This is a genomic window from Streptomyces sp. NPDC004284 (assembly GCF_042874035.1).
Lineage (GTDB): Bacteria > Actinomycetota > Actinomycetes > Streptomycetales > Streptomycetaceae > Streptomyces.
Window position 1 is genome coordinate 15,854 of sequence record NZ_JBIAMJ010000015.1, and the last position, 21,726, is coordinate 37,579.

Annotated in this window: 20 protein-coding genes and 1 tRNA gene; 11 read left to right on the plus strand and 10 right to left on the minus strand. The window is 72.2% G+C overall.

All coding sequences use genetic code 11. From position 1 onward, the window contains the following. Nucleotides 1-87: 87 nt before the first annotated feature. On the plus strand, nt 88-816 hold the full coding sequence (locus tag ACFYUS_RS29830; RefSeq protein WP_388858775.1) for a SigE family RNA polymerase sigma factor: 729 nt from the start codon (nt 88-90) through the stop codon (nt 814-816). Then, nucleotides 813-2,099 (plus strand): hypothetical protein, encoded by a 1,287-nt coding sequence (locus tag ACFYUS_RS29835; RefSeq protein WP_388858777.1) that lies wholly within the window; start codon nt 813-815, stop codon nt 2,097-2,099. Before ACFYUS_RS29830 ends, ACFYUS_RS29835 begins: the two co-directional genes overlap by 4 nt. Nucleotides 2,100-2,668: 569 nt before the next feature. Here the strand turns inward: ACFYUS_RS29835 and ACFYUS_RS29840 are convergent. Both ACFYUS_RS29840 and ACFYUS_RS29845 read right to left on the minus strand, forming a co-directional pair. After that, nucleotides 2,669-3,409, minus strand: a complete 741-nt coding sequence (locus ACFYUS_RS29840; RefSeq protein WP_388858779.1) for an SURF1 family protein — start codon at nt 3,407-3,409, stop codon at nt 2,669-2,671. Between the two features lie 24 nt (nt 3,410-3,433). Continuing rightward, entirely contained in the window at nt 3,434-5,260 is a 1,827-nt protein-coding gene (locus ACFYUS_RS29845; protein WP_388858782.1) for a prolyl oligopeptidase family serine peptidase, read from the minus strand. 62 nt (nt 5,261-5,322) lie between these two features. Between ACFYUS_RS29845 and ACFYUS_RS29850 the strand changes: the two genes are divergently transcribed. Beyond that, nucleotides 5,323-6,153: a class I SAM-dependent methyltransferase gene (locus ACFYUS_RS29850; RefSeq protein WP_388858785.1), complete on the plus strand. Its 831-nt coding sequence runs from the start codon at nt 5,323-5,325 to the stop codon at nt 6,151-6,153. Nucleotides 6,154-6,207: 54 nt separating this feature from the next. Here ACFYUS_RS29850 and ACFYUS_RS29855 read toward each other — a convergent pair whose 3' ends face one another. Both ACFYUS_RS29855 and ACFYUS_RS29860 read right to left on the minus strand, forming a co-directional pair. Beyond that, nucleotides 6,208-6,495, minus strand: coding sequence for a DUF6191 domain-containing protein (locus tag ACFYUS_RS29855; RefSeq protein WP_388858788.1), 288 nt, complete (start codon nt 6,493-6,495; stop codon nt 6,208-6,210). A gap of 32 nt (nt 6,496-6,527) precedes the next feature. Continuing rightward, entirely contained in the window at nt 6,528-7,562 is a 1,035-nt protein-coding gene (locus ACFYUS_RS29860) for an Lrp/AsnC family transcriptional regulator (protein WP_388858791.1), read from the minus strand. 143 nt (nt 7,563-7,705) lie between these two features. Between ACFYUS_RS29860 and ACFYUS_RS29865 the strand changes: the two genes are divergently transcribed. Next, nucleotides 7,706-9,118 (plus strand): tetratricopeptide repeat protein, encoded by a 1,413-nt coding sequence (locus tag ACFYUS_RS29865; protein WP_388858794.1) that lies wholly within the window; start codon nt 7,706-7,708, stop codon nt 9,116-9,118. 69 nt (nt 9,119-9,187) lie between these two features. After that, nucleotides 9,188-10,195 (plus strand): YdcF family protein, encoded by a 1,008-nt coding sequence (locus ACFYUS_RS29870; RefSeq protein ID WP_388858797.1) that lies wholly within the window; start codon nt 9,188-9,190, stop codon nt 10,193-10,195. A 32-nt stretch (nt 10,196-10,227) separates the two neighbouring features. On the opposite strand, the gene ACFYUS_RS29875 is transcribed toward ACFYUS_RS29870, so the two are convergent. After that, the gene (locus ACFYUS_RS29875) at nt 10,228-12,114 is read right to left on the minus strand and encodes an alkyl/aryl-sulfatase (RefSeq protein ID WP_388858800.1); all 1,887 of its coding nucleotides are present in this window, start codon (nt 12,112-12,114) and stop codon (nt 10,228-10,230) included. A 208-nt stretch (nt 12,115-12,322) separates the two neighbouring features. On the opposite strand from ACFYUS_RS29875, the gene ACFYUS_RS29880 reads away from it, so the two are divergent. Beyond that, nucleotides 12,323-12,604: a hypothetical protein gene (locus ACFYUS_RS29880; RefSeq protein WP_388858803.1), complete on the plus strand. Its 282-nt coding sequence runs from the start codon at nt 12,323-12,325 to the stop codon at nt 12,602-12,604. A gap of 34 nt (nt 12,605-12,638) precedes the next feature. Here the strand turns inward: ACFYUS_RS29880 and ACFYUS_RS29885 are convergent, their stop codons facing one another. Next, on the minus strand, nt 12,639-13,787 hold the full coding sequence (locus ACFYUS_RS29885; RefSeq protein WP_388858806.1) for a protein kinase: 1,149 nt from the start codon (nt 13,785-13,787) through the stop codon (nt 12,639-12,641). A 210-nt stretch (nt 13,788-13,997) separates the two neighbouring features. Here ACFYUS_RS29885 and ACFYUS_RS29890 point away from each other — a divergent pair, with 210 nt between their 5' ends. Next, nucleotides 13,998-14,876: a glycosyltransferase family 2 protein gene (locus ACFYUS_RS29890; RefSeq protein WP_388858809.1), complete on the plus strand. Its 879-nt coding sequence runs from the start codon at nt 13,998-14,000 to the stop codon at nt 14,874-14,876. A 294-nt stretch (nt 14,877-15,170) separates the two neighbouring features. Continuing rightward, the gene (locus tag ACFYUS_RS29895; protein ID WP_388858812.1) at nt 15,171-15,500 is read left to right on the plus strand and encodes an SCO4225 family membrane protein; all 330 of its coding nucleotides are present in this window, start codon (nt 15,171-15,173) and stop codon (nt 15,498-15,500) included. A gap of 140 nt (nt 15,501-15,640) precedes the next feature. Here ACFYUS_RS29895 and ACFYUS_RS29900 read toward each other — a convergent pair. From ACFYUS_RS29900 to ACFYUS_RS29910, 3 genes are all read right to left on the minus strand, one after another. After that, nucleotides 15,641-15,714, minus strand: a tRNA-Pro gene (locus ACFYUS_RS29900). A 38-nt stretch (nt 15,715-15,752) separates the two neighbouring features. Then, nucleotides 15,753-16,490: a Pr6Pr family membrane protein gene (locus tag ACFYUS_RS29905; protein WP_388858815.1), complete on the minus strand. Its 738-nt coding sequence runs from the start codon at nt 16,488-16,490 to the stop codon at nt 15,753-15,755. 17 nt (nt 16,491-16,507) lie between these two features. Continuing rightward, a complete protein-coding gene (locus ACFYUS_RS29910) occupies nt 16,508-17,446 on the minus strand; it encodes a metallophosphoesterase (protein ID WP_388858818.1) in 939 nt (312 codons plus the stop codon). A 74-nt stretch (nt 17,447-17,520) separates the two neighbouring features. Between ACFYUS_RS29910 and ACFYUS_RS29915 the strand changes: the two genes are divergently transcribed. Beyond that, entirely contained in the window at nt 17,521-17,985 is a 465-nt protein-coding gene (locus ACFYUS_RS29915; protein ID WP_030690864.1) for a GatB/YqeY domain-containing protein, read from the plus strand. A 71-nt stretch (nt 17,986-18,056) separates the two neighbouring features. Here the strand turns inward: ACFYUS_RS29915 and ACFYUS_RS29920 are convergent, their stop codons facing one another. Then, nucleotides 18,057-20,297, minus strand: coding sequence for a transglycosylase domain-containing protein (locus tag ACFYUS_RS29920; protein ID WP_388858821.1), 2,241 nt, complete (start codon nt 20,295-20,297; stop codon nt 18,057-18,059). Between the two features lie 180 nt (nt 20,298-20,477). Here ACFYUS_RS29920 and ACFYUS_RS29925 point away from each other — a divergent pair, with 180 nt between their 5' ends. Both ACFYUS_RS29925 and ACFYUS_RS29930 read left to right on the plus strand, forming a co-directional pair. Continuing rightward, nucleotides 20,478-20,780 (plus strand): hypothetical protein, encoded by a 303-nt coding sequence (locus tag ACFYUS_RS29925; protein ID WP_388858824.1) that lies wholly within the window; start codon nt 20,478-20,480, stop codon nt 20,778-20,780. A gap of 588 nt (nt 20,781-21,368) precedes the next feature. Next, entirely contained in the window at nt 21,369-21,713 is a 345-nt protein-coding gene (locus tag ACFYUS_RS29930) for a WhiB family transcriptional regulator (protein WP_015034550.1), read from the plus strand. Nucleotides 21,714-21,726: the final 13 nt, after the last annotated feature.

The following is a 21,726-nucleotide window of genomic DNA, read 5'->3' on the forward strand; positions in this document are numbered from 1 at the left end:
ACGGTTACGCATGAGGACGAACAACTCACCGTCGAAAAGGGTGGCGTACGCGTACAACCCTGTCGGGGGTAAGCGTGTCCAACAGGCGTGGCAGAGGTACTCGACATCGCGACCATCGCCCCGCCGCGCGGCGGAGGCACGGCGGTGCTCCCCGTGCGGAGCGGCGCCGTCGTCCCCGTACGCGGCTCGGCGATCCGTCCGCTCCGGCGCCCGCGCGCACTCGGCGGCATGCCGGTGATCGCCCCCGTGCCCACCGGAGCCCACACGCGCGGCGTCGACGGCATCCCGTCGCCCCGCAAGAGCGCCGAGACCGTCCCGGCGGCCGGCACCACCGTCGACCACCTGACCGAGACCTACCGCGCCCACTACCGGTCGCTGCTCGGACTCGCCGCGCTGCTCCTCGACGACACGGCCTCCTGCGAGGACGTCGTCCAGGAGGCCTTCATCCGCGTCCACTCGGCCCGCAAGCGGGTCCGTGAGCCCGAGAAGACGCTCGCCTACCTCCGCCAGACCGTGGTCAACCTCTCCCGGTCCGCGCTGCGCCGCCGCATCCTCGGCCTCAAGCTGCTGTCCAAGCCGATGCCGGACATGGCCAGCGCGGAGGAGGGGGCGTACGAGCAGCTGGAGCGCGAGGACCTGATCAAGGCCATGCGCGGGCTCCAGCGGCGCCAGCGCGAGGTCCTCGCCCTGCGGTACTTCTCCGACATGACCGAGGTTCAGGTCGCCGAGACGCTCGGGATATCCCTGGGATCGGTGAAGGCGTACGGTTCGCGGGGCATCGCGGCGCTGCGCGTCGCGATGGGAGCGACGACATGAACAAGGCACCCGGCGGGGACGGCGTGGCCCACGAGAAGCGTGACGGCGACGACGTCCCCGAGAGGCATGCCGCCGAGGCGGCGCCCGAGGCGGCGCCCGAGGCGGCGCCCGAGACGGCGCCCGAGGACGGCAACGCCGCAGAGAAGCAGCCCGACGCCCTGGATGTACGTGACGAGCCGAGTGGACAGCGCATGGTGAAGATCGAGCCCGGCACCGGCGAGGGAGACGACGAGCTCGCGCTGCGGCGGCTGTTCCAGGACGCCGTGGGCGGCCTGGAGCCCTCCCTCGGCTCGCTGGAGCACCTGCGCCGCGCCGTGCCCGCACGACGCGCCCGCAAGCGGCAGGTCGTCGTCGGCGCCGCGGCCGCCGCCGTCCTCATCGGCACCGCCGTCCCCGCCTTCGTGCACGTCGCCACCTCGGGCGGCATCTCCGCCGCCAACCCCGTGAACGCCGGCCACGGCGAGCAGGCCCAGGGCGGCACCGGCACCGAGACCGGCGTCGTGGGCGGCAAGAGCTCCACGCCCCCCGCGGGCGGCGCCTCGCCCAGCCCGGGCGAGGCCGACGGCGCCTCCGGCAAGCCGCAGCGCCCGGGGGCCGACGCCGCCGACAAGAGCCCGCAGGGGACGCCGGGCACCGGCTCCGACTCCGCCCCCCGGTGCGCCGCCGACCAGCTCGGCGTCACCCAGGAGGGCGCCGGCGGGCCCGACGCCGAGGGCAAGGTCCACGGCACCTTCCGCATCGCCAACGTCTCCGGCGCGGACTGCGTCGTGGACGGCGCGGGCACCGTCGGCGTCGAGGCCCGCGGGGCGGCCGACCCGGCCCAGATCTCGGTGGTCCGGCACACCGCGGGCGACGCGGGCAGCGGACTGCCCGACCCCTCGCAGGAGTCCTTCGCGCTCGTCCTGAAGCCGAAGGACAGCTACGAGGTGAAGTTCGTCTGGGTGCCGAGCGAGACCTGCCCGACGACCGGCACCACCCCGACCCCCACGCCCACCACCCCGACCGAACCGCCCGCCACCCCGACCCCGACGCCCACCCCCTCGGGCGGTACGGGCAACCCCGACCCCAGCCCCGGCACCGACTCCGGCGGCACCGGCACCGGCCCCAGCACCGCCCCCGAAGTGGGCACGGCCCCCCAACTGGGCCACGAGGACGCCGCCCCGGCCGACGGCAGCGTCGTGGTCACCCACACCGCCCCCTCCGGCGGCCCCACCGCCTCGGCCCTCATCCCCAACGCCTGCTCCGGCACCCTCTACCGCACAGGCGTCCTCCCGACCTCCTGAGCCCCGCCGGGACGCCGAGGACGACGAGGACGGTCAGGGCGGCCAGGACGGTCAGGGCGGCCAGGACGGTCAGGGCTGCGAGGACAGCCGGGACGACCGGGACGGTCAGGCGGCCAGACGGTCAGGGCGGCCGGGACAGCCGGACGGTCAGGGCGGCGAGGACGGCCAGACGGTCAGGGCGGCCGGGACGGTCAGGGCGGCGAGGGCGGCCGGGACAGCCGGACGGTCAGGGCGGTCTGGGGGACCGGGGAGGCTTACGGGTCGGGGTGCCCTACGGGCCCGGCGGCCTGGGGGACCGGGACCGGGGAGCCCCGCAGGGCCCGGCAAGCCCCGCAGACCCGGTGAGCCGCAGCCTGGCGTCCGCAGGGCCCGGCGCGTCCGCAGGGCCGGCGCGCCCGCAGGCTCGGGGCCCCGCAGGACCAGGGCCCCACAGGCTCGGGGCCCCGCAGGCCCAGGGCCTACAGGCCGGCGCGTTGTAGGCCCGGCCGCAGCCCCGCAGCCCCGCAGCCCCGCAGCCCCACCGCCCGCAAGCCCGGCCGCCCGCAGCCCGGCGTCCGCAGGGCCAGGGTCTACAGACCCAGCGCCGCGTCGCGGGAGGCTTCCGCCTCGCGGCGGACGAGGCGGAACCACATGAAGACGACGAAGCCGGCGAAGACGAACCATTCGGCCGTGTAGCCGAGGTTCTGGAAGGCCTTCGCGTCCAGGCTCGTGCCTTCCGCGGCTGTGGCGGGGACCGGCTTGAGGCCGGTGGGGGAGTCCGCGAGGGTGATCCAGGCGTCGTAGACGTCGTCCGTGACCACGTTCACCAGGGACGCCGCGCTGATCATGGCGAGCTGGCCCTCCGGGAGCCCGCCCGCCGCGTCGACGCCCTTCGTGCCCGGGTTCTCCGAGGCCTGGAGCGCGCCGACCACCGTGACCTCGCCGGACGGCGGGGCGGGGGCCTTCGCGCCCTGGGGGAGCCAGCCCCGGACCACCGGAAGCGACCGTCCGCCGTCGGTCTTCAGCAGCGTCAGGACGTACGAGCCGGTCCGGCCGTCCAGCTCGCGGTCCGGCACGAGGAACTGCTCCCCGAACCGGCCGCGCGCCTCGGCCGAGCGGCCCGAGGTCTCCTTGTCGACCGGCAGGAGCGAGTCCAGCGCCTCGGCCTTCAGCGAGCTCGCGGCGGGCCGCCGCTCGGCCTCCTGGTGGGACTTCACGCGGTCCTCGAACTTGCCGAGCTGCCACGTCCCCATGAACACGCAGAACGGGATCGCGAGGAGGACGAAGACGTTGATCCCCCACCAGCGGGGCGTCATCAGGAACCGGTACACGCCCCCCACGGTACGCAAGCCGGCTCAGCCCTCCGACGCCCGGGTCCCCAGGTGTCTCGCCGCGAAGTCCAGGTCCAGGGCGACCTGCTTGATCCGCTCCTCCACCACCAGCGAGCCGTGGCCCGCGTCGTACCGGTAGACCTCGTGGACCGCGCCCCGGGCCGCGAGCCGGTCGATGTAGTTGTCGATCTGGCGGATCGGGCAGCGCGGGTCGTTGACGCCGGCCGACACGTGCACCGGGGCCTTCACCGCGTCCACGTACGTCAGCGGCGACGAGGCCGCGTACCGCTCGGGCACCTCCTCCGGCGAGCCGCCCAGCAGCGTCCGGTCCAGCGCCTTGAGGGCCTCCATCTCGTCCTCGTACGCCGTGACGTAGTCCGCGACCGGGACCGCCGCCAGACCGACCGCCCAGTCGTCCGGCTGGGTGCCCAGACCGAGAAGGGTGAGGTACCCGCCCCAGGAGCCGCCGGACAGGACCAGGCGCGCCGGGTCCGCGAGGCCGCTCGCCACCGCCCAGGCCCGGACCGCCGCGATGTCCTCCAGCTCGATCAGACCGACCCGGTGCTTGAGCGCGTCCGTCCACTCCCGGCCGTACCCCGTGGAGCCCCGGTAGTTGACCCGCACCACCGCGTACCCGTGGTCCACCCAGGCCGCCGGGCCCGAGGCGAAGGCGTCGCTGTCGTGCCAGGCGGGGCCGCCGTGCACCTCGAAGACCGTCGGGAAGGGGCCCTCGCCCTCCGCCGGGCGCTGCACGAGCGCGTGCACCCTGCCGCCGGGTCCCTCCACCCACACGTCCTCCACCGGCACCGACGGCGGCGCCTTCGGACCGGGCGGGTCGAGGACGACACCGCCGGTCGTGGAGCGCACCACCGGCGGCTCGGCCGCCGAGGACCACAGGTACTCCACGGAGCCGTCGGGCCGGGCCGTCGCGCTCGACACCGAACCGGCCGGGGTCTCCACCCGCACCAGGGCGCCGGTCGCGATCTCGTACCGCCACAGCTCGCTGCGGGCCTCGAAGCCGTGCACGATCAGCAGGCCCGAGCCGTCCGGATACCACTCGGCCGACACGTCGCCCGGCAGATCGAGCCGCAGGTCGGTCTCGGTGCCCGTCGCCACGTCCCACAGCATCGGCTCCCAGCGGCCGCGCCGCTGATGGCCGACGAGCAGCCGGGTGTCCCCGGCCAGCGGGGCGAAGCCGAGGACCGTGAGCCCCAGCTCCTCCGTGCCGCCCTTGGTGTCGTCGAGCTCGGCCACCACACTCGCGTCCGAGGCCCGCAGCACCCGCAGCGCCGAGTGCATCGCGTCCCCGTGCTCGGTGTGCTCGATCGCGATCAGCGAGCCGTCGTACGACAGGTCGCCGACGCCGGCCGACTCCCGGTGCCGGTAGATCTCGACCGGGGCGTCGGCCCCGGGCCGTACGAGATGGACCGTCGAACCGTCCTCGTCCGTGGAGCGGCCCACCACGAGCGTGCCCTCCCGGCCGATGGCGAGGCCGGCCGGATAGGAGGGGGCGAGACCGGGCACGGCCGGCTCGTCCGCGCCGCCCGCGAACGGCTGGCGCATCCACACCCCGAACTCGTCCCCGTCGGTGTCCGCGAACCACCAGATCGAGGCGCCGTCCGGCGACAGCGTGCCGTCCGTCGTCCCGTTCGGCCGGTCCGTCACCTGCCGCTGCCCGCCACTCGCCCGGTCCCAGGCGTACAGCTCGTACGTCCCGGTCGCGTTGGACACGAACAGTGAGCGGTCCGGGGCCTCCTCGGCCCATTCGGGCAGGGAGACACGGGGTGCCCGGAAGCGCTGCTCCCAGACCGGGGTGTCGATGTGCTTGCTCTCGGTAGTCATGGCATCCATCATGCTCCGCGCGGCCGACAAACGGGTCGCGCCCTCCGCAGCCTGTGGATAACCTCGCCGACATGTACTCACCGACCCCCGAGGACTGGCGCGAGGCCAACCGCGCCCGCTGGGACGAGCGCGTCCCGATCCACGCCGCCAGCGAGTTCTACGACCTCGACACCTTCCGCGCGGGCAAGGACGCCCTGCGGGACTTCGAGCTCGCGGAGGTCGGCGACGTCACCGGGCGCTCCCTCCTGCACCTCCAGTGCCACATCGGCCTGGACACCCTCTCCTGGGCCCGGCACGGCGCCTCCCACGTGGTCGGCCTCGACTTCTCCGAGCCGGCCGTCGAGACCGCCCGCTCGCTCGCCGCCGACCTGGGCCTCCCGCAGGAGCGCGCCGCCTTCGTCGCCGCCGACGTGTACGACGCCGCCGAGGCCGTCCCGGACTCCTCGTACGACGTCGTCTACACCGGCAGCGGGGCGCTGTGCTGGCTGCCCGACCTCGACCGCTGGGCGGAGACCGCCGCCTCGCTCGTCGCCCCGGGCGGCTTCCTCTACGTCGCCGAGTTCCATCCGCTGACCGACTCGTTCGACGACGAGACCGGCAGCCGGGTCGTGCACGACTACTTCGTCCGCGATCCGTGGGTGGACACCACCCCGGGGACGTACGCCGACCTCGACGCCGCCACCGTCCACAACCGCAGCGTGGAGTGGGTGCACCCGGTCGGCGAGGTCGTCACGGCGCTGGCGAAGGCGGGTCTGCGCATCGAGTTCCTGCACGAGCACGACGTCTCGCTCTTCCCCCGTTACGGAGCCCTCCAGCGGCACGAGGACGGCTACTACCGCTTCCCCGCGGACCGCCCCCGCATCCCCCTGATGTACTCGATCAAGGCGTCCCGACCGGCCTGATCCCGGGGCGGCGCGCTCCGGCCGGCCTGATCGTCCAGGCCGGCCCGACCCGGGTCACCGCCCGATCCTGATGACGGCCCGCCCGCCGCCGAGGTCCACCGTCGAGTGGCGCGGCGGGGCGCCGTCCTCCTCGTCGTCGCGCAGCACCAGGGAGCTCTGCCGCTCCTTGAGTTCGTTCTGCTTGCCCTGCGAGAAGGTGGCGTGCAGCTGCTCGAAGCCCGTCGAGGAGACCTGCCCCCTGCGCTTGCCGCGTCCGGTCATGCGGAGGAACTGGTCGGCGAAGGCGATCACGGTCAGCAGGATGACCAGGCCGGGCAGCGTCACGAACACGGCGAACTCCATGCCCTCCATCAGAACACGCCCCCGGAGCCCTGTCAGGGGGGCGTCGCGGGCCTTATGTGATGGGTGCGGCGCCCGTCCGGCCCGAGGACCTGCGCGCCGATCTTGTGGGTGCGCAGCGCGACCGCGGTACCGGTGATCCGCAGCGCCGGCGCGGCCCGCACGAGGGCCGCCGTCACGTCGTGGAGCTCCTCGACGGTACGGAGCCACATGGCGAGGGCCAGGTTGTGCGGCCCGGTGACCGAGGTGATCAGGCGGGTCTGGCGCAGCCGGCTCAGGGCGGCCACCGACTCGGTCACGTCCAGGGGCGGTACGTCCGTCGTGACCAGCGCCCACACGGGCCGGCCGGAGAACCGCGGGGCCGGCAGACAGTGGTGGTGGAGGACGCCGGCCGCGCCGAGGGCGTCCAGCCTGCGGCGTACGGTCGACTCGCTCGTGTCGCACTGCCGGGCCAGTTCGGCGGCGCTGCGCCGGGCGTCCCCTGCCAGCTCCGCGACGATCCGCTGGTCGAGCTCCGTGACGACCGGGTACGCGCGCGCGGGGTGCCGGGTCCGCCGGTCGCCGCCGGTGATCTCGGCGAGGTGCTGCGCCTGTCCCGGGGTGAGCTGCTCGATCCGCGAGCGGTACGGGCGGTTGTGCAGCTGTGTGACGACCTGGGTGCGGGTCCTGAGCACCCCGGGGAGCCGCCGCACCCGCCCGGCGAGATAGCCGTCGAGGGAGTGCAGGTCCGGGCAGTTGACGAGCAGCACCAGGTCGGCGTCGCCGGTCACCTGGTGGACGCCGAGGGTGTACGGGTCGTCCGAGACCGCGGTCGCGGTGCTGTCGGTGGCGCCGGCGACGCATTCCAGCTCCACCCACGCGTACAGGGTGGCCGCGGTGCCGCGGCGGGCGGCGAGCATCGAACTCCAGGCGTACCCCCTGGAGGTGAGGGTCTCCCAGCGCCGTGCGAGGGTGTCCGGGCTGACGGTGAGGACGCCGGAGAGCTGGGTCCAGCTGGCCCGGGGCGCTATCTGCAGTGCGTGGATCAATGCCAGATCCACCTCCCCCAGGACGGATTCCCTGGTATGCATGTGCCTCCTTGGTCGATCCCGGGGAAACCCTGGGTGCGGGCACGGGAAGGCCCCAGGATGTGGACCGGGGCACATGCATTCAAGCCGTGAAGCTGGCTTGTTTCCATGAGAACCGTCCTATGTCACAGGAGAAGGGCGGAGGAGTGACACGGGGGCTGGGGCACATGTGGGCAGGAGAACCACCGGAGACCGAACGCCTGTGGGGCGAGCACGTCGGCCTCGACCAGATCGCCGCGGCCGAGCGCGGCTACGAGAGCTGCGGTCCCGCCGAACAGCTCCTGTGGGAGCGGCTGTCCGTCTTCGAGGGGGCCTTCGGCCGGGAGGCCGTCCGCGAGGTCTGCGCCTCCGGCACGCTGCCCGCCGGGGAGATCCAGGCGGTCCTGGACCGGCTCGCGCCCCTCGCCCTGCTCCCCGTCGACGACCTGTTCGACGGCGAGGACGGCCTGCCCCGCTACTGGATGCCGCACCCGATGCGGGCCGTCGGCGCCCGCCGGCTCACCGCGCGCGGAGACCGCTGGGCCGTCCTCCTGCACCACCGCCGCTGGTGCGTGAAGGTGGCCCGGCGGGCCGCCGACTGGTGGCAGCGGGGCCGGCAGCTCGACGCCCGGGACCTGGCGCTGCGCGAACTCCCCGATCTGGCCGCCGCCATGGACCCGACGACCGCTCCGCTCTCGCCGAGCGCCGAGGCCGACACGGCCGTCGAGATCGCGGTGTCCCTGTGGTTCCTGTGGGCGCTCTGCGGGCGGATCGCCGAGGGCCGCGCCCGGCTGCGGCACGCCCTCAGCCTGCACTCGGGACCGCCGTCCGCCCGTGCCCTGTGGCTCGCCGCCTTCCTGGAGCTGGAGTCGGGCCGCCCCGAGGACGCCGATCCGCTCCTCGCCCAGGCCTGGGCGGCGGCCGTCCGGGACGGCGACGAACGCTGTCTGGCGCTCCTCGCCCATCTGCGCGGCTCGACCGCCCTCTACCAGGGGCGTACGCGCGCGGCGGCGGCCGAGTTCCGGGAGGCCCTCGCCCTGATGGAGGAGCACCCGGAGTTCGGGCCGACCCGGCGGGCGTGCTGGGTCGGGCTCGCGCTCTCCCTGTGCCGTTCCGACCCCGAGGCCGCGCAGGAGGCGCTGGACCAGGGGGACCTGGACCGGGAGAGCCGGCGGGCCTGGGTGGGCCGTGACATGTTCGCCGAGGCCTGGGCGAACCACGTACGGGCCGAACTCGGCGCCTGGGACGGGGACCGGGAGCGCGCGTCGGAGTACGCCAGGCGGGCCCTGCGCGAGCATCTGCGGCTCGGCTCCGCGGTGGGCGCGGCCTGCGCGGCGGAACTCCTGGCCCAGATGCGGGCGCTGGAGGGCCGGCGTGACGCGGCGGCCCATCTCCTGGGCGCGGTCGACCTGTTGCGGACCTCGGTCTTCGACTCCTCGTACCGGCCGGCGGAGTACTGCGTGGTGACGCGCACGCGCGGCGAGGAGGCCCTCGGTGCGCTGCTCGTCGACCCGGAGCTGCGGAGCGCCTACGAAGAGGGCGCGAGACGCGGCCTGTTCGCGCTGGCGGGCGAGGCCTAGGGCCGGAGTTTTCCACAGGGCGCCGATCGCGGCCGGTCCGATGTCGGTTCCGATGCCTACGATGTCGGAATGTTCGCCTTCGTCGTAGCTGCCGTGTTTCTGCTGCTCTTCGGGGTCGGTGTGCTGCGCGACCGGCGCCGCTTCAGCAATGCCGTGTATCTCGGTCTCGCCGTCACCTTCCTCGGGATCGGCCTCCTCTTCGGGATCGACGAGACCCGCCCCGGGCTCGCCGAGACCGTGATGGTCGTCGTGCTGCTCGCGCTGGGCATCGGGCCGGTGATCCTCGCCGGGCTGCTCTGCGCGAACGGCGTGAAGATGCTCCGCAAGGAGGGCAGACGCCCGGCCAATCTGCTCGCGCTCCTCGCCGGACTCGCCATGTTCGGGGTGATGGCCCTGGCGGTGGCGACGGCCGCGACCGGCTCGCGGATCCTGGGCCTGCTCACGAGCACCACCCTGCTGGTGCTCGGCTACGTCTCGTTCCTCTTCCTCTGCTTCGTCGGCTACGCGTTCCTGTACGGCCGGATGCGGATCCACCGCGACGCCGACTACGTCGTGGTCCTCGGCTCGGGCCTGATCGGCGGCCGCCGCGTGCCGCCGCTCCTCGCGAGCCGTCTGGACCGGGGCCGGCAGGTGTACGAGACGCTGGCCGCCCGGGGCGGGGACGCGCCCGTCCTCATCACCTCCGGCGGACAGGGGCCCGACGAGGAACTGCCCGAGTCGCACGCGATGGCCGACTACCTGATCGACGGCGGCTTTCCGGCCGGGGCGGTCGTGCGCGAGGACCGCTCGCGCACGACCGAGGAGAACATGCTCTTCAGCAAGGAGCTGATGGAGCGGGACAGACCCGGCTCCTCCTGCGTGATCGTCACCAACAACTTCCATGCCTTCCGGGCCGCGCTGATGGCCCGCCGGGCGGGGATCGACGGCCATGTGGTCGGCTCGCCGACCGCCGCCTACTTCTGGCCCTCGGCGACGATCCGGGAGTTCGTCGCGGTCTTCCTCCAGTACAAGGTGGTCAACCTGGGGATCTGCCTGATGCTGATCCTGCTGGGCGTCCTGGCGTGGACGGTGCACTGAGCGCGGTTCATCGCGGCTTCCTCACGGACGGTCTACGGGGTGACGATCGGGAACCGGGCGTCGGGCTTCGTCGCGTACGAGAAGAGACGGGTGAGAAGCGCCGGGTCGCCCTCCACCCCGATCCCCAGCTCCTGGAGGCTCTTCCCGGCGAGGAGGCCGAGCAGTTGGGCCTTCCCGAGGGTGAGGACGAGTCCGGCGGGCGTCCGGGGCTCGGCGACCACCCGGTGGGTGAGGGCGCCGTTGTGCAGGGTGAGCCGGTGCCGCTCGCCCGCGTCCGCGGGGCCGCCCTCGCCCGCGTCCGCGGGGCCGCCCTCGCCCGCCCCTGCGGGGCCGTCGAGGAGCACCAGGTCGATCGTCAGGTCCTCGTCCCAGGCGCGCGGACCGTCGATCGAGATGGCGATCGAGTCGATCAGCATGGGGACGGTGAGGGCCATCGCCATCTCGGGGTTGCCCATGTCGACCATCTCGCCCGTGACGCCCTGTCGGAGCTCCTGGGCGCCGCGCAGGTAGAAGTTCCGCCAGGTCGCGTTCTCGGCGCCGTACCCGAGCTCCTCGTACACCGTGGCGAGGACCTGCTTCGCCTCCTCGTTCCCGGGGTCGGCGAAGACCACGTGGTTGAGGAGGGTCGCGGCGAAGCGCGGATCGCCGATCGCCATGTACCGGCGGGCCTTGGCGAGGGCCTCGGCGGGGCCGCCGGCCACGTCCACGTACCGCTGCGCGAGCTCCACCGGCGGGTGCTCCCACAGGTGGGCCGGGTTGCCGTCGTACCAGCCGAGGTACCGCTGGTAGACAGCCTTGCTGTTGTGGCTGAGGGAGCCGTAGTAGCCGCGGGCGTGCCAGGCCTTCTGCAGGGCGGGCGGCAGCTCGATCCGCTCGGCGATCTCGACGCCCGTCCATCCCTCGTTGAGCAGGCGGAGGGTCTGGTCGTGCAGGTACGCGTAGAGGTCGCGCTGCTCGGACAGGAACCGCACCACGTTGTCGTGGCCCCAGGTCGGCCAGTGGTGGGAGGCGAAGGCGACGTCGTACCGGCCGTTGAAGTACTCGATCGCCTCGTCCAGGTAGTGGGCCCAGATCCGGGAGTCGCGGACGACCGCGCCGCGCAGGGTGAGCACGTTGTGCATGTTGTGCGTGGCGTTCTCCGCCAGGCACAGGGCGCGGTGGTCGGGGAAGAGGAAGTTCATCTCGGCCGGGGCCTCGGTGCCCGGCGTCAGCTGGAACACGATCCGCACCCCGTCGACCGTCTCCTGCTGTCCGGTCTCCGTGATGTCCACGGTCGGCGGGATCAGGCTGATCGTGCCGGTGGAGGTGGACTGGCCGAGGCCCACGCCGATCTGCCCGTCGGGGGCCTTCGGGAGGCCGACGCCGTACATGAAGCTGGCCCGGCGGGTCATCGCGTTGCCCGCGTACACGTTCTCGCTGACCGCGTGCTCCAGGAACCCGGCGGGCGCGAGGACCGGGACGCCCCCCTCGGTGCCGTGCGGGAGGACGCCGCGGACGCCGCCGAAGTGGTCGCCGTGCGAGTGGGTGTAGATCACGCCGGTGACCGGCCGGTCGCCCCGGTGCTCCTTGTAGAGCGCGAGGGCGGCGGCCGCCGTCTCCACGGAGATCAGCGGGTCGATGACGATCACCCCGCGCTCGCCCTCGACGAGCGTCATGTTGGAGAGGTCCAGGCCGCGGACCTGGTAGATCCCCGAGGTGACCTCGTACAGGCCCTGGCGCGCGGAGAGCTGCCCCTGCCGCCACAGACTGGGGTGCGCGGTGTCCGGGCAGTCGCCCTTGAGGAAGGCGTAGGCGTCGTTGTCCCAGATCACGCGGCCGTCCTCGGCCTGCACCACACCGGGGACGAGGGCACCGAGGAAGCCCCGGTCGGCGTCTTCGAAGTCGGCGGTGTCGTCGAAGGAGGGCAGGGTGTCGCTCATGTGCCAGGTGCTCCGTTCCCACGCGGGCCGGTGGTCGGCGTACCGGTCCATCTGAACACCGGGGTACTACGGCCGCACTTCGGAGAGACAGCAGCAGGAGCGGGAGCAGGAGCAGGAGCGGGAGCAGAAGCGGCAGGAGCGGCGGAAGCGCCGGACCATGCCTACGCTGGAGGTACGCTCCCCCACCCTGGCGGTACGGAGGTGGCCCATGAGAGCGCGCCACCACTTCCACATCGACTACCTCGGGCACTCGGTCTCCGCGACCGTCCAGACCGGGCACACCCCCGTCGTCGAGGTCCTCGTCGACGGCAAGGAGACCGGCCACGCCACGTCCCGCGACGACCGGCCGGTCACCCTCGCGATCGAGTTGCCGACCGACCCGCCGACGCCGGTGACCGTACGGGCGACCCCGGGGCCCGGCGTACCGCGCTGCATGCTGCTCACGGAGGCGGACGGGGAGCCGCACGTGATGGCGCCGAGACTGTACTGAGCGCCCCCGCAATCCAGGCCCCCGCAATCCAGGCTCAGGACAGCCAGGCCATCCCGATGATCAGGAAGACCACGAAGGCGATCGCCCCGGCCACCGCCGCCGTCTTGCGCGGGCGGCGCCGGGAGAGCTCCGCGAGCGCGCCGCCGGTGCTCGCCGCCGGGCTCTGGCGCCGCCGGGACGCGGGCGCGGGGGAGACGGGCCGGGTCGCCGGCGGCCGGTTCATCGGCGGCGGGGTCGGCGCGGGCGTGTGCACCGGCGCGGGCATCGGCATGGGGGCGGACCCGGCGGACCGATGGGGCGCGTGGGCCTGGCCCGGGGCGTGCCCGGAGGGCTGATGCGGTGCCGGGGGCCGGACCGGGGCGGCGCCGGGGTAGGAGCGCCAGGCGCCGGAGGAGAACCAGTCCGCGATCGCCTGCGCCGAGGGCCGCTGCTCCGGCTGCTTGGCGAGCAGGCTCAGCAGGTACGCCTCGAAGTCGGGCGGCAGCATCGCGCCGAGCCGGTTCGGCGGCACCGGCGGGGTGTCGATGTGCTGGTACAGCAGGGCCGTCGCCGTGTCCGCGCGGAACGGCGGCCGTCCGGTGGTGAGTTGGTACAGCACGCAGCCCAGCGAGTACACGTCGGAGGCGGGCGAGGCCGGCTGCCCGAGGGCCCGCTCGGGCGCGAGGTAGAGCCCCGTGCCGACGATCTGACCGGTCGTCGTCAGCGCGGCCGAGGGGTCGTCGACGAACCGCGCGATGCCGAAGTCCGCCAGCTTCACCGTGCCCTCGGCGTCGACGAGCAGGTTCCCCGGCTTGATGTCCCGGTGCACCACGCCCTGCCGGTGGGCGGCGGCGAGCCCGGCGGCGGCGTGCGCGGCGACCACCGCGACCCGCTCGGCGGGCAGGACCATCGGCTCGGAGGGGCTTCCCTGGAGGCTGTCGCCCTCCACCAACTCCATGACGAGGAACAGCTTTCCGTCCCACGTGCCGAAGTCGAAGACGCCCACGACGTGCGGGTGGCTCAGCCGCGCGGCGGTCTGCGCCTCGAGCCGGAAGCGGTCGCCGGCGGAGGGATCGGTCGCCTGGGCCAGCATCAGCTTCACGGCCACGGCCCGCCCCAGGACCTCGTCGGTGGCCTGCCACACCTCGCCCATGCCGCCCCGGCCGATACACACATGAAGCCGATATCGGTCCGCGACCAGCACCTGGAGACCACCCTTTCGACGATCGATCAACCTGACGGAAGAGAACCAGCGTAGAGCCGCCCGCGTCCGCCGCTCGCCGCGCTCCCCCCTCCGGGCTCCCGCCCGGTGCACGACACCCGTGGTCCGGGTGAACGGAAGGTGTCCCCAGGCGGTTAGCATCGCGGCCCGGAGCGGTTTCCGGCGGACAGCGGACATGGGACGGAGTGGGTCGTGGCACGACCTCGTGTGGGTGTGGCGGTACTGACGATGGGCACGCGCCCGGCCGAGCTGCGGGCCCTGCTCGACGCCGTGGCCGACCAGGACGAGGCCGCCGCCCGGATCGTCGTCGTCGGCAACGGCACCGGGTCGCTCCCGGCCCTTCCCGAGGGCGTCACCGGCGTCGAACTCCCCGAGAACCGGGGTGTCTCCGGCGGCCGCAACGTCGCGATCGAGACCCTGCGGTCCTTCGGCGACGTCGACATCGTGGTGGACCTCGACGACGACGGCCTCCTCGTCGACAGGGACGTCTTCCGCCGCCTGGCGGACCTGTACGACGGGGACCCGGCCCTCGGCGTCGTCTCGTTCCGCATCGCCGACGAGACCGGCGAGACCCAGCGCCGCCACATCCCGCGCCTCGGCGCGAAGGACCCGCTGCGCGGCGGCGAGGTGACCACCTTCCTCGGCGGCGGCCACGGCCTGTCGATGCGCATGCTGGACGAGATCGGCGGCTGGCCGGAGGACTTCTTCTTCACCCACGAGGAGACCGACCTCGCCTGGCGCGCCCTGGACGCCGGCTGGAAGGTCATCTACGAGCCGAAGCTGCTCCTCCAGCACCCGAAGACCAGCCCGGCCCGGCACGCCGTCTACTACCGGATGACCGCCCGCAACCGCGTCTGGCTGGCCAAGCGGAACCTCCCGGCCCTCCTCGTCCCCGTCTACCTCGGCGTCTGGACCCTCCTGACCCTGGCCCGCACCCGCTCCCTGCCGGGCCTCAAGGCCTGGTTCGGCGGCTTCGCGGAAGGCGTCCGCCGCTCCTGCGGCCCCCGCGCCCCGATGCGCTGGACCACGGTCCTCCGCATGACCCGGCTGGGCCGCCCGCCGGTGATCTAGGACCGGACGCCCCCGCGGTGGCGGGGGTTTCGAGGGAATCGGGGGACGCTCCGGTGCCGCAGGAAGAGTCCCGCCCCCCTGCCGACGATCCGCAAGGCTGCAGCTCGTCAGGTCTGCAAGGCGCATGAGCGCCGTGACCACCGATGCCCCTGGCCGGCGTGACCGGTCGGGGGCTCTCCCGTTTCGGTCCGACTGCCCACTGGGGGGCGAGACGGGTCGGTTTGAGTACGGATACTCACGCCGGAGTCATGGTCCGCCAGGAGCATGGGAGCACCACATCTCCGGGGGGAATCGATGAACGCTCGCACCCTGTTCCGTCTGACCTTCGCCAATGCCGCTTCCGCCGTCTATCTGGGGCTCGTCGGTGCGTCCGTCGTGTTCGAGGTGGCCGCCGCGCTGTTCGCGGATCCCGGAATCGTCGGGATATGGCCGTTCCTCCTCACCGCCCCCACCTCCTTGCTGGCCGCGGGGGGCGTCGGGGCGGTTTGGGGCATGGACGCGCCCCTCCTGTACGTGGTCGGCGGGGTCCTCGTCAGTGCCTTGGTCCAGTCATGTGCCCTGGGAGCGCTCTGGGAGGTCCTGCGCGGTCATCGCCAAGGGCTCACCCGTCCGAGCCGCGGCTGAACTGCTCCGCTCCTGACCCGGCGGCTGCTCCCGGTGCCGTGTCTGCTCGGCTTGCCTGGGCCGACGGCAGTCACACAGGCAGCAGAAACAGGCGAGGCAGGTACTGATCTCAGTACCTGCCTCGCCTGCTGTTTCGGCTGTCGGGGTGGCGGGATTTGAACCCACGACCTCTTCGTCCCGAACGAAGCGCGCTGCCAAGCTGCGCTACACCCCGATGTCGCTGTTTCGGTCTTCCCGTCCCGGCGACATCGCTTACTTTAGCCCACGCGCGCGCTGAGACGAAATCCGGTATTCGGGGGACCTCGGCGCAGGTCGGATGCGGTCCAGGCCGACGATCGCCAGGCCGAGGGCGTAGAAGGCCGCGCCGAGGACGACGGCGTTGGTGAGGACGCCGGCGTAGCCGTGGACGGTGACGTCGAGGAAGGGGTACGTGTAGCGGGTCGGCGCGTCGGGGGAGATCAGCTCGCCGCGGACCAGGGCGAAGGCGAAGTAGAGGAACGGGGCCGCGAGCCACTGGGCGGCGTGGCGCCACCGGAGGGCGCCGGGTGCCGTGAGCAGGAGGAAGTCGAGGGCCGTGCCGAGGGGGGTCACGGTGTGGAGGAGCTGGTTGGCGACGGCCTTCGCGCCGGTGAGGCGGGCGATCTCGGCGGCCATGTTGAACTCGCTCGCCTCGTTGTCGAGGACCAGGTGGAAGACGAGGCCGACGACCGAGATGCAGAGCAGCACCCCGCCGGTCCACAGCGCGGGCAGCGGCGGGCGGCGGGTCCAGGCCCGGACGGCGCCCAGGCCGAGGACGGCGGCGACCAGGACGTTGGACCAGATGGTGAAGAAGCTCAGGACGACGAGCACGTCCCCGTACACGCACTCGATGACGATGCCCGTCGCCGCGGACAGGGCGATCAGGCCCCGGAAAACCGCCGCCCAGGGGCGGCGGCGGGCGGGGGGTATGACGGCGGAGGCCGGCACGGCCCCGGTGTGAGGCGTGAGCATGGCCCCACCGTAAGTGCTCAGGCGCGCGCCGTCAGGGTGATCAGGGTGGCCTCGGGCGGGCAGGCGAAGCGGACCGGGGTGTACCGGTTGGTGCCGCAGCCCGCGGAGACGTGGAGGTAGGAGGTCCGGTCCGCGACCGTGTGCGTGGAGAGCCCCTTCACCCGGTCCGTGTCCAGGTCGCAGTTGGTGACGAGCGCCCCGTAGAAGGGGATGCACAGCTGCCCGCCGTGGGTGTGCCCGGCGAGGATCAGCTCGTACCCGTCGGCCGTGAAGGCGTCGAGGGAGCGCAGGTACGGGGCGTGTACGACGCCCACCGTGAAGTCGGCCGTCGCGTCGGGGCCGCCGGCCACCCGCTCGTACCGGTCGCGCTTGATGTGCGGGTCGTCCAGGCCGGTGAAGGCGAGTTCGGCCTGCGGCAGCTTCAGCCGGCCGCGGGTGTTGGTGAGGTCCACCCAGCCCGCCGCGTCGAAGGCCTCCTTCATGCCCTCCCACGGGTTGTGCACGGCGCCGACGACCGGCGGGTTGCCGTTGAGCCCGTGGCGGCCCTGGACCTTCTCCTTCAGGTAGCGGGCGGGGTTGCGCGGCGTCGGCCCGTAGTAGTCGTTGGAGCCGAAGACGTACACGCCGGGGAAGTCCATCAGCGGCCCGAGCGCGTCGAGGACCTCCGGCACGGCCTGCGTGTCGGAGAGGTTGTCGCCGGTGTTGACGACGAAGTCCGGGCGGAGCCCCGCGAGGGACTGCAGCCAGGCGCGCTTCTTGCGCTGGCCGCTCACCATGTGGATGTCGGAGACCTGGAGGACCCGCAGATCGCGCATGCCGCGCGGGAGGACCGGGATCGTCACCCGGCGGAGCCGGAAGGACCGGGCCTCGAAGCCGGCCGCGTAGACGATTCCGGCCGCAGCCGTCGCCGTGAGGCCTGCCGTGATCTTCAGGGGGATCCCGTACCGTGCGCGCATCCCCTTATCGTCGCAGACCCGCCGAGTCGAAATGCGCGGGCGGTACGGGTGGGCCACCTGCGACACTTGACCCCATGACCACGCTCAAGGCGAAGCTCCAGGACGACCTCAACGCCGCGATCCGGGAGCGCGACGAACTGCGCTCCTCGACCCTGCGGCTCACCATCACCGCGATCACCAAGGAGGAGGTCGCGGGCACGACGAAGCGCGAACTCTCCGACGACGAGGTGCAGAAGGTGATCGCGAAGGAGGCGAAGAAGCGCCGCGAGGCCGCGGACGCCTTCGCCAAGGGCGGTCGCCCCGAATCCGCCGAGCGCGAGAAGGCCGAGGGCCTCATCCTCGACGCGTACCTGCCGAAGCAGCTCAGCGACGAGGAGCTCGACTCCATCGTCGCGGCGGCCGTCGAGGAGGCGAAGGCGGCGGGCGCCGAGGGGCCGCGCGCCATGGGTGCCGTCATGAAGATCGTGAACCCGAAGGTGGCCGGCCAGGCCGAGGGCGGCCGCGTCGCCGCCGCGGTGAAGAAGCTGCTCGCGGGCTGATCCGCGCAGTACGTACGAGGAAGGGCGCCCCACTCAGGTGGGGCGCCCTTCCTCGTATCAGGGGTGGTGCGTCAGTGGCCGGGCTTGCGGCCGCCGTGGCCGCCGCCGATCAGGTTCGGCGGGAGCGTGATCCCTCCGGGGAGCGGGTCGGTCGTCGGCGTGGTGTCGCCGGGCTTGGCGTCGGCGGGCTTGCGGGGCTTGTTCGGGCCCGCGTCACCCTCCTCCGGGTCCTTGGGCTTCTCGGCCCGCGGCACGGAGACGGGGACGAAGCCCGGCGTCTGGCCGGCGTCCAGGGCGCCCGTCATCGCGATCTTCCAGATGGGGCCGGGGAGGCAGCCACCGCAGACCTTGTCGTAGTACTCGCCGCCGATGGTGATGTCGTACATCGACTTCTTCTCGCCGACGTCGTCACCGACCCAGACGGCGGTGGACAGGTTCGGGGTGTAGCCGACGAACCAGGCGTCCTTGCGGTCGTTGGTCGTACCGGTCTTGCCCGCGTTGTCGCGGTCGCTGAGACCGGCCCGCGTACCGGTGCCGTCCTCGACGACGCCCTTCAGCATCTGGTTGACGGTGTCGGCGGTGCGGTCGCTCATCGCGCGCGTGCACTTGGTCTGCGGCACGTTCAGCTTGTCGCCGTTGGCGGCCTTGATCGACTCGATGGCGATCGGGGTGCAGTAGATGCCGCGGTTGGCGAAGGTCGCGTAGACGGACGCCATGTCGAGCGGGGTGCTCTCCGCGCTGCCGAGGGTGGCGGACGGGATCTGCTTGAGGGGCTTGCCCAGCTCGCGCTCGTAGCCGACGTTCTTGGCCATCGTCAGCGTCTCGCAGAGGCCGGCCATCTGCTCCAGCTTGGCGAAGTAGGTGTTGATGGACTTGCCGAGGGCGCTCGTCATGTCGAAGACGCCCTTCTCCGACTTCATCTCATTGTTCACCTCCCAGTTCGCGTAACCCGCGGGCTTGCCGTCGCAGCGGGTGTACTGGCTCTCGTTCATGTTGATCTGCGCCGGGTCGTTGAAGCTCGTCGCCGGGCTGATGCCCTTCTCCAGGGCCGCGGCGGCGGTGATCGGCTTGAAGGTCGAGCCGACCTGGAAGCCGTACGTCGTGCCGCCCATCTTGCTGCCGACGGCGAGGTTCAGCGTCGTCTGGTGCTGCTTCTGGTCCAGGCCGTACGGGCGGGACTGGCCCATCGACAGGATGCGGCCGGTCTTGGGCTGGACCTGCACCACGGAGGCGGCGACCGGGTCGTCCTTGTTGACCTTCGCGATGGCGGCCTCGTTGGCGGCGGCCTGCGCGCGCGGGTCGAGCGTGGTCCTGATGGTGAGACCACCCAGGTTCCACAGCTTCGTCCGCTCCTCGGCCGTCTTGCCGAAGGTCGGGTCGTTGAGGATCGTCTTGCGGACGTAGTCGCAGAAGAAGCCCGCGCCGTCGACGGCGGTGATGCAGCCGTTCTTCGGGGTCTTGACCTTCAGCTTGATCGGCTTGGCCTTCGCGGCGTCCGCCTCGGCCTGGCTGATGTCCTTCACGTCGGCCATCCGCTGGAGGACCGTGTTGCGGCGCTTGGTGGCTTCCTGGATGTCGTTGATGGGGTCGTAGCGGCTCGGCGACTGGACGAGACCGGCCATCATCGCCGCCTCGCCCAGGTCCAGGTCGGCGGCGTGCTTGGAGAAGTACCGCTGGGAGGCGGCCTCGATGCCGTAGGCCTGCTGCCCGAAGAACGTGATGTTGAGGTAGTTCTCCAGGATCTTCTTCTTGCCCAGCTCCTCCTCGACCTGGATCGCGAACTTCAGCTCGCGGACCTTGCGGCCGATGGTCTGCTGGGTGGCCTGCGCGACCTTCTCGGGGTCGTCACCGGCCTCCTCGACGAAGACGTTCTTCACGTACTGCTGGGTCAGCGTGGACGCGCCCTGCGCGACCCCGCCCGACTGCGCGTTGCGGTTGATGGCGCGCAGCACGCCCTTGAGGTCGATCGCCCCGTGCTCGTAGAAGCGCCCGTCCTCGATCGCGACGATCGCCTTCTGCATGTACGGGGAGATCTTGTCGATCGGCACGACCTTCCGGTCGCGCGAGTACACCGTGGCGATCAGACCGCCCTCGGCGTCCAGGATCGTGGTGCGCTGACTCAGCGGTGGGGTCTTCAGGTTGGAGGGAATCTCGTCGAACCCCTCCACCGTGCCCTTCGCGGCCAGCCCGAGTGCGCCGGCCGCGGGCAGGGCGATGCCCGCCAGCACTGCTCCGGCGAGCACACTGACACCGAGGAACTTGGCGGTCTGCTGGGTCCCGGTCAGACCACCGCCCGAGCGCTTCTTTGCCATGGGGGGCAGCCTAATCCGTCAGGATGAGAGATCCGCAGGAGCAGGGGCCTCTCGGAGCGTTCGCGTACCAGACCGTGACATCCGGGCGGGCGCCGGAGGGAATGTCCTCGCGAAACCGGGCCCTGACCGGCCGTCCCGGCCGGTTTGCCCGCTGCGGTGACGGCGGCCGATCATGCGCCCATGAGACCCGAAGTGCAGACGTTCGTCGCCGACGGCCCGCTCCCCGACTGGGACTCGACCGAGGAAGAGATCGACCGGCGTTTCGACCAGCTTCGCGCGATCGCCGGGCCGGTCACGGGAGGGGAGGCGAAGGCGCTCGTCTCCTGCTTCGGCCCGGACGACTGCTACGGCGTCGCCTGGACGCTCCTGCACCTCATCGAGACCGGCCCGAACCCCGTCCTGGCCACCGACCCCGGGCCGGACGCCAACGAGTGGCACCAGCGGCTCTACCTCCGCGCCGTGAACGGAGGACTCGTTCCCTGAAGGCGGAGCACTTGTCCTTTGAAGGGGGAGGACTCATCCCCTGAAGGCGGAGCACTCGTCCCTTGAAGGCGGAGGGCTCGTCTCCTGAAAGCGGAGCACTCGTCCCTTGGAGACGGAGGACTCGTCCTCTGAAAGCGGAGTACGTGCCCCCTGAACTCGGCGGCACGGCAACGCGAAGCGCCTACGTTCTCATTCGCCGGACACACGTGTATGCCTTGGCCTAAGCTGCTCTCAACTGTCACAGCAGTGTGGTCTCGCATCAAGACCTGTGCGTGACATCGGTATGAATTCCCGTGACCCCGAAACACGGGAATCTCGTGTCCGATTCCGGCTCATGCGTCACATGGTGCCCGAAGTGGCCCCATCAAATAAGGGCATGTCCGCGAGATATGTCCGCTATGTCACGCATGCCTTTCGATCACTCCTCTGGGTGATCTGGCGCGCACGCATAGTCCGTTCGGACCATTCAAGATTGGGCCCGAAGGGGGTGTTGCGCTGTGCCCACCTTCCGTAACGTCCCAACTGGCAGCGGTGAATATGCCGCTACCGCCGTGGGGGAGCCTCGATTCGGGAGAGGACGGCGCCGGTATGGGCTGGGTAGCTGACTGGAGTGCGCAGGCGGCCTGCCGCACTACCGATCCGGATGAACTTTTCGTGCAGGGAGCGGCGCAGAACAGGGCGAAGGCGGTGTGCACCGGATGTCCGGTGCGGACCGAGTGCCTCGCCGACGCCCTCGACAACCGCGTGGAGTTCGGCGTGTGGGGCGGCATGACGGAGCGCGAGCGCCGCGCCCTGCTGCGCCGGAGGCCGACCGTCACCTCGTGGCGCCGGCTCCTGGAGACCGCGCGGACGGAGTACGAGCGGGGAGCGGGCCTGCTGCCCGTGGCGATCGAGGACGACGCGACGTACGAGGCGTACGCCGCGGTCGGCTAGTCCCGACCTGTCC